Raw genomic sequence first — 11,771 nt, forward strand, 5'->3', positions numbered from 1 at the left:
AGGAGAAAACATGAAAAAGAAAACTACGATAAAATCAATTATCATAGCAGTAATTTTAGTAGCTGTTGCTTGTACAGGATTTTTTATGTATAAAAAGAGTCAAGTAAAAGAAACAGTTAAAATTAATTCTGTAAAAGATATTAAAGGAAAGAAAATTGGTGTTCAATTAGGAACAACCGGCGATATTTATGCGTCAGATTATGAAAAAGACAAGTCAGGTACTAAAGTAGAGAGATATAACAAGGGTACAGATGCGACACAGGCTCTTATTCAAAAGAAAATTGATTGCGTAATTATAGATGAGCAGCCAGCAAAAGCATTTGTGGCTGGAAATAGATCACTTTCTATTTTAAAGGAAGAATTTGTAAAAGAAAATTATGCTTTTTGCGTTGGAAAAAATAATAAAGAGTTGACAAAAAAAATTAATGCAGCTCTAAAGAAGTTAAAAGAAAATAAAACAATTGAAAAAATTAATAAAAACTACATTGGTAAAGCCGATGAAATAGGCAAAACACCTTACAAAAAGAAAAATTTACCACGTAAAAATGGAAAATTAATTGTTGCTACTAATGCAGCATTTCCACCATATGAATCATATAAAAATGGTAAGATAGTAGGAATTGATGTAGATATTGTTCAGGCAGTTTGTGATGAATTAGACATGGAATTAGAAATTGAAGATATGGAATTCGACTCAATTATTACTGCTGTACAATCAGGTAAAGCAGATATTGGTGCTTCTGGTATGACAGTAACAGAAGAACGTAAAATGAACATTGATTTTACAAATTCATACACAACATCAAAACAGGTTGTAATCGTTAATAACGGTAAATCTGTAGGAAATGCTACTTCAATTGTTGAAAAATTTAAATCAGATTTTATAACAGATAATAGATATGAATATATTTTAAGCGGTTTAAAGAGTACTTTAATCATTACAATCTTAGCATTGGTAATTGGTATAGTGTTTGGTTCATTACTTGCAATAGTAAGAACAACACATGACAAAAATGGTGGATTGATAATTCTTAACTTTTTTGCTAAAATTTATTTGACAATTATTCGTGGAACACCAACTATGGTACAATTACTTATTATTTATTACGTAGTATTTGCTTCTGCGAATGTTAATAAAATATTTGTAGCAGTTATAGCATTCGGTCTTAACTCATCTGCATATGTTGCAGAAGTTGTTCGTTCTGGTATTATGTCTGTTGATAATGGACAATTTGAAGCAGGTAGAAGTTTAGGTTTATCATATTCAACAACAATGATTAATGTAGTTTTACCACAGGCCTTCAAAAATATTTTACCAGCATTAGGTAATGAGCTTATTACATTACTTAAAGAGACTTCAATCAGTGGATATATCGGATTAATCGATTTGACTAAAGGTAGCGATATTATTCGAAGTGTAACATATGATGCAATTATGCCACTTGGAGTTGTTGCATTAATTTACTTATTTATTGTAATGCTTCTTACAGCAGGTGTTAATAAATTAGAGAGGAGCTTAAGAAAGAATGAAAAACGATAATGTTTTATTAGATATACAAAATTTAAAAAAGAGCTACGGAAAACATGAAGTTTTGAAAGGAATTTCAACTACAATTTCTAAAGGCGAGGTAATTGCGATTATAGGTCCTTCAGGATGTGGTAAATCTACTTTCTTACGCTCTTTAAATTTATTAGAAAAACCTACCGAAGGTATTATTAAGTTCGAAGGACAAAATATTACCGATAAAGATATTGATGTTGATAAAATGAGAGAAAGAATTGGAATGGTTTTTCAACAATTTAATCTTTTTCCAAATATGACAATCAAAAAAAATATTATGCTAGCACCGGTGAAATTAAAGAAAATGACACCAGAACAAGCAGAAGAGAAAGCTATGAAGCTTTTAGATAGAATTGGTCTAAAAGAGAAAGCGGATGCATATCCAGATATGTTATCAGGTGGTCAAAAGCAAAGGGTTGCTATTGCTCGTTCGCTTGCTATGGATCCAGATGTAATGCTATTTGATGAACCTACTTCTGCACTTGATCCTGAAATGGTTGGCGAAGTATTAAATTTGATGCGTGATTTGGCAAAAGATGGAATGACAATGGTTGTTGTTACTCATGAAATGGGATTTGCCAAGGAAGTAGCAAGCAGAGTTTTATTTATAAATGAAGGCGTTATTGGAGAAGATAATGTCCCAGAAGAAGTATTCAACAATCCTAAGTCGTCAAGATTAAAAGACTTTTTAGGAAAGGTGTTATAAAAAATGATACAATTAGTGTATAAATCTTTAGTTTTTATAGGAGTTGCAATTTTAACTTTTATTTGTACTGGAATGGCATGCGTACTTTACATGTATAGTACTAATTATAGATCTTTTAAATATGATCCATATGTCGCTACAGCCAGATATAATGACTATAAAGATCTGAACAGACGAGAGGTTGAGTTTTATTCAGGAAAGAATAAGTTAAGAGGCTATGTGTATGGAGAAGAAAATAAAGATATGATTGTTTTCTCACATGGAATTTGGTCTGGACATGAAGACTATATGGCCTTCTTAAAATGGTTTATTGATAGGGGATATGCTGTTTTTGCTTATGATTATACCGGATATAATAATAGTCAAGGAGATAATGCCAAAGGGTTAACGCAATCTATGATAGACTTAGATAATGCACTAACTTTTATCGAAAAAGATAATACTTTAAAACAACATAATATATATCTAATGGGCCATAGTTGGGGCGGTTACGCAACAGCTAGTGTCCTTAGATATAAGCATAATGTAAAAGCAGCTGTTCCTTTATCTGGTTTTAATGATCCAGAAACAATATCATTAGATGTTACAGATAAATTAATTGGTAAACCAGCATATTTATTGACTCCATTTTTAAGACTTAATCAATATAGATTATTTAAAGATAAGGGAAGTATTAAAGCGGTAGATAGTATAAATTCTACTAATATACCTGTTTTGATAGTTCATGCGAATAAAGATGCGTTTATTAAATTTGATAAGACATCTATTATTGCTCAAAAGGATAAAATCACTAATAAAAATGTACAGTATTACGTTATAACTAAAAAACATATAAATGATCATAGTTCATACGTTAATGATGTTCCATCCGCTATAGAAGTAAAGAGAATAGAAAAAGAACGCAAGAAGATGGAGAGTAAATGTCCAAATGGTAAGGCTACAGATCAACAGTTAAGAAAGTTTTATGCAAAACTAGATAAGTCAAAAGCAAACCAACCAAACGTTGAATTATGTGAAAGAATCGATAAGTTTTTTAAGAGTGTAAAATAAGGCAGAGTAACAATATAAACACAAAAATAAAATACCGCCTCCTAAGGATTATGTTAAAATATAACTTTAGAGGGCGGATTTTTTATTGTGAGTTAAGTTTAGCTATATTTAATGTATGGTGATAATAAATGTATTGCTACAACTATCGTTTTACATTAAATGCATTAATACCTGGATATACAGCACTGTCACCGAGTTCTTCTTCGATTCTTAGAAGTTGATTGTATTTTGCAACACGTTCAGAGCGGCTTGGTGCACCAGTTTTAATTTGGCATGTATTTAAAGCAACAGCAAGATCAGCTATTGTTGTATCAGCAGTTTCTCCAGAACGATGAGAAGATATAGCAGTATAGCCAGCTTTGTGTGCCATCTTTATAGCTTCTAGTGTTTCTGAAACTGATCCGATTTGGTTAAGCTTAATTAAAATAGAGTTACCGCATTTATTGTCGATACCCTTTTTAAGTCGCTGGGTATTTGTAACAAATAAATCATCACCAACTAATTGTACTTTATTACCAAGTCTTTCTGTAAGTTTTTGCCAACCTTCCCAATCTTCTTCATCAAGTGCATCCTCAATAGAAATGATAGGATATGTATCTACTAATTTTTCCCAATGATCAATTAATTCGTCAGTAGTAAATTTTGTCTTTGCTTTAGGGAATAAATATTCACCTTTTTTATCTGTTTTCCATTCAGAAGATGCTGCATCCATAGCAATCATAAAATCGTCTTTTGGTGTATAACCAGCAGCTTTAATCGCATCAAGAATTGTTTCAATTGTTTCTTCGTCAGATGAGAGATTTGGAGCAAAACCACCTTCATCACCAACGGAAGTAGCAAGTCCTCTATCTTTTAAGATTTTAGCTAATGAATGGAATACCTCAGCACACCAACGTAGTGCTTCTTTAAAACTAGGAGCACCAACTGGCATAATCATAAATTCTTGTACATCAACAGTGTTTGCTGCATGAGCACCACCATTTATGATATTCATCATTGGAACAGGAAGTCTGTTACCATTTATTCCACCTAAAAATCTATATAGAGGAATATTAAGTGATATAGATGCAGCTCTTGCTGATGCAATTGAAACAGCTAAGATAGCATTAGCACCTAATTTTGATTTGTCTTTTGTTCCGTCAGCTTCTATCATTGCTTTATCAACTGCATAAATATCAGATGCATCTAAACCAATGATGGCTTTTGATATAATAGTATTAATATTATCTACGGCATTTGTTACACCTTTGCCTAAATATCTTTTTTTATCATTGTCTCTTAATTCAAGTGCTTCGAAAACACCAGTAGAAGCACCACTAGGAGCAGTTCCTCTTCCGACAGTTCCGTCAGCTAAGTAAACTTCTGCCTCAACAGTAGGATTTCCTCTAGAATCAAGAATTTCACGCCCAATTACTTTTTCGATTTGTAAATTATTCATAGATTACCTCCAATATATTTAATAAAACGGTTAGAAGTATCTAACCAAGGTTATATTAACATTACGTGAAAGAAAAATCAATATAAAAATAAAAAAAGCTGTAAAAAAATTTTACAGCTTTTTTCGAGTTATAAGTTATATATATTGTTGTCATATAATTATGCTAAGTCTTTTTTATCAGATGATTTATGATTATCAAATGATGTAATGTTTGCATTATCGCCATTAGATTTAGCGTTAAATGCTTTTGTAACTGAAGAAGTAGCATTTAATTCACGTTTTAGATTCTTTTGTGCTGTTGATAACATTAATTTAATACGGTTAAGTTGGTTAACTTCGGAAGCACCAGGATCATAATCGATTGCAACAATATTTGCAGTAGGGTTATTTGCACGCAATTTTTTGATTACACCTTTACCAACAATATGGTTTGGTAAACAACCAAAAGGTTGTGCACAAATAATATTTTTAGTGCCGGAATCAATTAATTCGAGCATTTCTCCAGTTAAAAACCATCCTTCACCTGTCTGATTACCAATTGAAACAATTTTGCTTGATTTTTCTGCTAATTCTTCGATATGTGATGGTGGAACAAAGCGTGTACTTTTTTCAAATTCTTCGCGCGCAGCTTTTCTTAGCCATTCAAAGAATTTGATTAGGTTATTATTGTTACGTTTTGCTTTTTTTGATTCACCTAACACATCAGTTTTGAAGTTCTGATTGTAGCAGCTATAAAGCAAGAAATCTGTTAAATCAGGAACAACAGCTTCTGCGCCTTCTTTTTCTAATAATTCAACGACATTGTTATTAGCGGCAGGAGAGAATTTAACTAAAATTTCACCTACAACACCAACTCTAGGTTTTTTAATATCTTTTAAAGGCAATGTGTCGAAATCTTTGATAATTGATCGACAAATTTGTTTGTATTTACGGTGCGATAGAATCTTTGTATTACCTATAAAATCAATAACTTTATTTTTCCATTTTTCATGTAAAGCATTAGCAGAACCTTCAACTAATTCGTAAGGACGTGTTCTGTATAAACAACGCATGAAAATATCTCCAAATATTAATGCATATAAACCATGTTGTATTAATTTTGGTGATAATTTAAAGCCTGGATTTTTTTCAAGGCCCACCATATTAAGTGAAATAACAGGAATATCTGGATGTCCAGCTTTAATTAATGCTCGTCTGATAAATCCAATATAGTTTGAAGCACGACATCCACCGCCGGTTTGAGTTACAAGGATTGCAGTTTTAGATAAATCATATTTGTTAGATAAAACTGCTGACATTATTTGCCCTACAACTAATAATGATGGATAACAAGCATCATTATTAACGTATCTAAGTCCCATATTTACACATTCTCTTGATGAAATATCAGGAATTTCAAGTTTGTATCCTGCAGCTCTAAAAGCAGGTAACAATAACTCAAAATGAATAGGTGACATTTGAGGACAGATAATAGTGTAATCTTTTTTCATTTCTTTAGTGAATACGTTTCTATGGTAGGCAGAAGAGTGTATTTCACGTTCTTCATGTTTCTTTGCCTTAACACGTAATGCTGAAAGAAGTGAACGAATTCGTATTCTTGCTGCTCCTAGGTTGTTTACTTCATCAATTTTTAGACAAGTATATATTTTACCAGAGCCAGATAAGATATCATTTACCTGATCTGTTGTAACGGCATCAAGACCGCATCCAAAGGAATTAAGCTGAATTAAATCAAGATCTTCTCTAGTTTTAACATAATTAGCTGCTGCATATAAACGAGAGTGATACATCCATTGATCCATTACAATTAATGGACGATCAACATTAGCTAAATGAGATACACTGTCTTCTGTTAAAACACATACACCATAGGAATTAATTAAGTCAGGTATTCCATGGTTTATTTCAGGGTCAATATGATATGGTCGACCAGCTAAAACAATACCTTTTTTGCCTGTTTCTTCCATATATTTGAGTACTTCTTCACCTTTCTTTTGCATGTCGTGACGTGCATTTGCCAATTCGTTCCATGCTGTAAAGACAGCACTTGCTATTTCTTTTTGCGAAATATCAAATTCCTTAGAAAAGCAATCTACTAAGGCTGAAGTTACAGTATCTAAATTAGTAAAAGCAATAAAAGGATTAATAAAACGCATTTTACCACTTGTGATTTCTTCAACATTATTTTTTATGTTTTCAGAATATGAAGTTACAATTGGACAGTTGTAATGATTGTTTGCATCAGGAAATTCATTACGTTCATAAGGAATAGCTGGTTGGAAAATAAAATCAATTTTTTGTTGTAACAACCATGCAATATGTCCATGTGTTAATTTCGCAGGATAACATTCTGATTCACTTGGAATTGAATCAATACCCATTTCATATAATTTTCTTGTTGAAGTAGGTGATAAAACAGTTTTAAATTTAAGTTCTTTAAAGAATGTCGCCCAAAATGGGTATGTTTCATACATATTTAAAGCTCTTGGAATACCAACTGATCCTCGAATAGCCTCTTCATCAGATAAAGGTTCATAGTCAAAAATTCTATGTAATTTATAATCAAATAGATTTGGTACATTATCTTTATTTTTTTGCTTTCCAAGTCCACGTTCGCATCTATTACCTGTGATATATCTACGATTATCGTTAAAACGATTTATAGTAAGCAAGCAGTGGTTAGTACAGCCTTGACATCTTGCTAATTTAGTATCATAAGTTAAATTAGAAATCTGTTCAATTGAAAGCATTGAAGATGTTTGAGACTCTGCATATCTTTCACGAGCTATTAAAGCAGCACCGAAAGCACCCATAATACCAGAAATATCAGGTCGTGTTACATGAACACCTGCAATTTTTTCAAGGCTTCGAAGAACTGCATCATTATAAAAAGTTCCACCTTGAACAACGATATTTTTTCCTAAATCTTTAGCATCAGTTAATTTTATAACTTTGAATAAAGCGTTTTTCATTACAGAATAAGCTAATCCAGCAGAAATATCGGCTACACTTGCCCCTTCTTTTTGAGCCTGTTTAACTTTAGAATTCATAAAAACAGTACATCTGGTTCCAAGATCTATTGGGTGTTTAGCAAATAAGGCCTCTTTGGCAAAATCTTCAACAGAATAATTAAGAGATTTAGCAAAAGTTTCAATAAATGATCCACAGCCTGAAGAACATGCTTCATTAAGTTGAACGGAATCAACATTTTGATTCTTGATTTTGATGCACTTCATATCTTGGCCACCAATATCTAAGATACAATCAACTTGAGGATCAAAAAAGGCAGCAGCATAATAATGTGCAACGGTTTCAACCTCACCTTCATCAAGCATTAGTGCGGCTTTAAGAAGAGCTTCACCGTAACCAGTTGAACAAGAATGAACAATATTTGCCTCTTCTGGTAAAAGTGAATATATTTCTTTAATTGATTTTATGGCGGTTGCTAAAGGACTACCATTATTGTTGCTATAGAATGAATATAATAGGGAACCATCTTCGCCAACTAAAGCAATTTTAGTTGTTGTAGAACCTGCATCAATTCCTAAATAACAATTTCCCTTATATGATGCAAGGTCACGAGTTTGGACGTGATTACCACTATGTTCAAGCAAGAATTGATCGTATTCTTCTTTGGAATTAAATAAAGGCTCTAGCCTTGCAACTTCAAATTCCATTTTAATATCAGAATTTAATAAATCTAGTAAATCATTAATTGTTGTTGTATTTTCTTCTTTATAGTTTAAAGCTGATCCAATAGCAGCAAATAAATGTGAATTATCAAGCAAAATTGCATGTTCATCATCTAATTTTAAAGTTCTAATAAAGGCGGCTCTAAGTTCAGATAAAAAGTGCAGAGGTCCACCTAAGAAAGCAACATGCCCCTTTATTGGTTTACCACATGCGAGACCACTAATAGTTTGGTTTACTACAGCTTGAAAAATAGAAGCAGATAAATCTTCCTTTGTTGCACCTTCATTTATTAAAGGTTGTATATCTGTTTTGGCAAAAACACCACAACGTGCAGCAATTGGATAAATTGCTTTGTAATTTTTGGCGTAATTATTTAAACCAGTTGCATCTGTTTGAATAAGAGATGCCATTTGATCGATGAATGAACCTGTACCACCAGCACAAATTCCATTCATTCTTTGCTCAACATTTCCACCTTCAAAATAAATTATTTTTGCATCTTCTCCACCAAGTTCTATGGCCACATCAGTTTGTGGAGCAACGTGTTCTAGCGCAGTTGATACTGCAATAACCTCTTGTACAAAAGGAATATTAAGATGTTTAGCTAAAGTTAAGCCGCCAGATCCAGTTATGATAGGAGCAATAACTTTGTTGCCTATTGTTTCTTGAGCCTTTTTAACAAGAGAAGCTAAGGTTTCCTTTATATTAGCAAAATGTCTCTCATAATCAGAAAAAATAATATTATCTTTTTCATCTAAAAGAGCAATCTTTACAGTTGTTGATCCAATGTCAACACCTAATTTGTTTATATATTTTTTTTCCATAGAATCCTCCATACCCTCTTATATTAGTCAAAGAAAGTGTCTTTTAATAAGTATAAAATATTTACGCAATACTAATTATTATACGACATCATTTTTTAAAAAACAACAAAACAGTGAATATTTTGTGTTCAAAAGTTGAAAATAAAGGCTGTTTCTTTACATATAATTTAAATAATGTTAGTATAATAATTGTAAAAATTTGAATAGGAGAAGAAAGAATATGAATTGGTTTGATAAAATATCTCAAAAAATCGAAAAGATTGCAATTTCCAATATTACAGCATATCTTGTTGGAATATGTATTATTTCAAGTCTCTTTTTTAAGGGTAGTATGATAGGTTTTTTAAACTTCAATATTACACTTATTTTAAAAGGTGAAGTATGGAGAATTTTTACATGGTTATTGATGCCAAGTGGAAGCGATTTTTTGACATTATTATTCCTGGTATTTTTGATACCATTTGGCAGAGGTGTTGAAAATATCATTGGAAAAGCCAGAATGAATACTTTTTATTTATGTGGGTTCGTTACCAGTGTATTGTGCGGTTTTATACAATATTTTATTACATATGCAGTAACAGGAGGGGCCCAAATAAGTCCAAATTTAGCATTGTATAATATTTTGACATCGACATTAGTATTAATGGGAATGTTTATGCCTGATACAGTTGTACAACTATATTTTGTAATTCCAATTAAAATGAAGTACATGATTGTATTTTATATTTTTATTAGTTTTATACAAATGTATGAGTATTATAAGATTGGTAATATCGGAGTGTTACTTTTCCAGGGAACACCTATATTTTATGCATTGCTAAATGTATTTATTGTATTTTTTGCAATTAAAAGGAAAAATAGACCTAGAAAAACATATGGAGCATTCTACGGTCAATCTGATTTTTCTCAAAAAAGAAAAGAAGGTTTTTCAGTTGTAAAAAATACTAAGGAGCAGACCCCAAGACATAAATGTGCGGTTTGTGGTAAAACAGATATTGATTCACCAGATATGGTATTTAGATATTGTTCACGTTGTAATGGTAACTATGAATACTGCATGGATCATTTATACACACATCAGCATATTGTGAAATAGTTTAGAAACGGAGATTTTTGATGAAAAAGTTAATAAGTTTAATAGCACTAGTTTTAGTAATAGTATGCTCAGTTGCTTTATTTATTACTATTAAAGACAAGAAAAAGAGTGACGATTCTTTACAGACAATAAAAAAAGTTTCTTTAAAAAAAGGTGAGATTAGATTAGGTGTTATGTTACCTGGAGATGAAACAGATTCATTTTCAAAGAATCAAATTGCAAGTGTTAAAGATGCAGCAAAACAATGTAATATTCCAGAAAATGATATTATTTGGAAGACACAAGTTAAAAATAGTAGCGAATGCAAGGAGGCAATGAGTGTTTTTGCTGAAGCAAATTGTACACATGTATTTGTTACAAACGAAAGAGTAGCAGCATCAGTATATGAAAATGCAGAGGATTATCCTGATATTAAATTTTTTGTATATGGAGGAACAGCTGCTAAGATTTCAAAGGTGAAGAATGTATATGATTATTCATTAAAAGATAGTGAATATCGTTATATTTCAGGCGTTATCAGTGGAATGAAAATTAAGGAATTGCAAGAAAAAAATGCGCTTGTTTCAGAGAATTACGATGATGATAATAAGATAAGACTTGGTTTTATTGGTTCGTATAATAATTCTAAAACAATTTCTGCATATACTGCATTTTTCTTAGGAGTTAAGTCAGTTGTACCCGATGTAACAATGGATGTTGAATATACTGACGGTAAAAATAACGTAAATAATGAAGGTACAGCAGTACAAAGATTAATGAGTAGAGGTGCAGTTGTCATAGGATATGACACTAATTCACTTAGTATTCCATCTGTGGTACAAGCTCAAAAAGATGGCGGAAAGAATGTTTATCTAGTAAGTGCAAATGCTAATATGTTAGACATTGCTCCAACAGCTCAGCTTGCTGCGGAAACAAATAAATTTAATAATGTTTACAAAGATATAATTACAAAGTGTAAAAATAATGAAAAAATTTCACAAGATTTAGCATATGGTTATAAAGAAGATGCATTAGAAATTACATCTTTTGGACCAGAAGCACCTGCTAATGTTAGTGAAACAGTAAATGCTTTACAAGAACAATTTAAACAAAATCAGATTAAAGTTTTTGATACGTCTAAATTTAAAGTAAATGGTTCGATATTAACAAAAGCAACAATTGATTTATCTTTCTATGAAGATAATGAAAAAGAAGCAATATACAAAGGTAAAGAGAAAAACGCAATTGTAAAAGAAGGAGACATTAATTATTTTAGCGAGTCTTCATTAAGAAGTGCGGCATATTTCAATTATATAATCGATGGTATTAAAGAAATGAAAGTTGGAGAATTAGAACCAAAAGAATAGTTTAAGAATCTTAAACGTATTATAATTGACAAAGTTGCATACAGAATTTATAATTTA

General features: G+C 31.4%; 7 protein-coding genes. 5 read left to right on the top strand and 2 right to left on the bottom strand.

The window, feature by feature from the left end; translation table 11 throughout:
* The first annotated feature begins 10 nt into the window (after positions 1-10).
* The 3 genes from BMY79_RS04130 to BMY79_RS04140 are packed head-to-tail and all read left to right on the top strand — an operon-like array spanning position 11 to position 3,317.
* The gene (locus tag BMY79_RS04130; protein ID WP_022747727.1) at positions 11-1,540 is read left to right on the top strand and encodes an ABC transporter substrate-binding protein/permease; all 1,530 of its coding nucleotides are present in this window, start codon (positions 11-13) and stop codon (positions 1,538-1,540) included.
* A complete protein-coding gene (locus tag BMY79_RS04135) occupies positions 1,527-2,267 on the top strand; it encodes an amino acid ABC transporter ATP-binding protein (protein ID WP_027422099.1) in 741 nt (246 codons plus the stop codon). Before BMY79_RS04130 ends, BMY79_RS04135 begins: the two co-directional genes overlap by 14 nt.
* Positions 2,268-2,270: 3 nt before the next feature.
* On the top strand, positions 2,271-3,317 hold the full coding sequence (locus BMY79_RS04140) for an alpha/beta hydrolase family protein (protein WP_027422100.1): 1,047 nt from the start codon (positions 2,271-2,273) through the stop codon (positions 3,315-3,317).
* A 142-nt stretch (positions 3,318-3,459) separates the two neighbouring features.
* Here the strand turns inward: BMY79_RS04140 and eno are convergent, their stop codons facing one another.
* Together eno and BMY79_RS04150 are read right to left on the bottom strand one after the other, a co-directional pair.
* The gene (gene eno, locus BMY79_RS04145) at positions 3,460-4,755 is read right to left on the bottom strand and encodes a phosphopyruvate hydratase (protein ID WP_074730468.1); all 1,296 of its coding nucleotides are present in this window, start codon (positions 4,753-4,755) and stop codon (positions 3,460-3,462) included.
* Positions 4,756-4,913: 158 nt separating this feature from the next.
* Positions 4,914-9,272 carry a 2-hydroxyacyl-CoA dehydratase gene (locus tag BMY79_RS04150; protein ID WP_083383466.1) on the bottom strand — a complete coding sequence of 1,453 codons (4,359 nt, stop codon included), beginning with the start codon at positions 9,270-9,272 and terminating at the stop codon, positions 4,914-4,916.
* A gap of 220 nt (positions 9,273-9,492) precedes the next feature.
* Here BMY79_RS04150 and BMY79_RS04155 point away from each other — a divergent pair, with 220 nt between their 5' ends.
* Together BMY79_RS04155 and BMY79_RS04160 are read left to right on the top strand one after the other, a co-directional pair.
* Entirely contained in the window at positions 9,493-10,368 is an 876-nt protein-coding gene (locus BMY79_RS04155) for a hypothetical protein (RefSeq protein ID WP_051532822.1), read from the top strand.
* Between the two features lie 20 nt (positions 10,369-10,388).
* A complete protein-coding gene (locus tag BMY79_RS04160) occupies positions 10,389-11,714 on the top strand; it encodes a BMP family ABC transporter substrate-binding protein (protein WP_022747719.1) in 1,326 nt (441 codons plus the stop codon).
* Positions 11,715-11,771 lie beyond the last annotated feature (57 nt).

Source organism: Lachnobacterium bovis (assembly GCF_900111325.1).
GTDB lineage: Bacteria > Bacillota > Clostridia > Lachnospirales > Lachnospiraceae > Roseburia > Roseburia bovis_A.